The following is a 241-nucleotide window of genomic DNA, read 5'->3' on the forward strand; positions in this document are numbered from 1 at the left end:
TACCAGAAGCCCGAGCCGCAGCGTAAGCAGGACGATGCACTTCAGCATGAAGTAAAGCGCCTCAGGCAAGAACTTAAGCGAGTAACTGAAGAGCGGGATATCTTAAAAAAGGCCGCTGTAGATTCAACTTGTCAACGCAACACCCTTTTCAAAAACCTGTTTTGGCGTCTTAAATTTCAATGTTTTCCTCGGCCTGTTGTTTAATTGCTCTGCGACATGGTCTAGGTCTTCTTGTGAATGT

Annotated in this window: 1 pseudogene; it reads right to left on the minus strand. The window is 45.6% G+C overall.

Going from position 1 to position 241, the window contains the following annotated elements:
• Positions 1-123: 123 nt before the first annotated feature.
• A pseudogene (locus J1784_RS26285) lies at positions 124-241 on the minus strand (hypothetical protein); the annotation flags it as partial.

It is taken from the genome of Rahnella ecdela, from assembly GCF_019049625.1.
Lineage (GTDB): Bacteria > Pseudomonadota > Gammaproteobacteria > Enterobacterales > Enterobacteriaceae > Rahnella > Rahnella ecdela.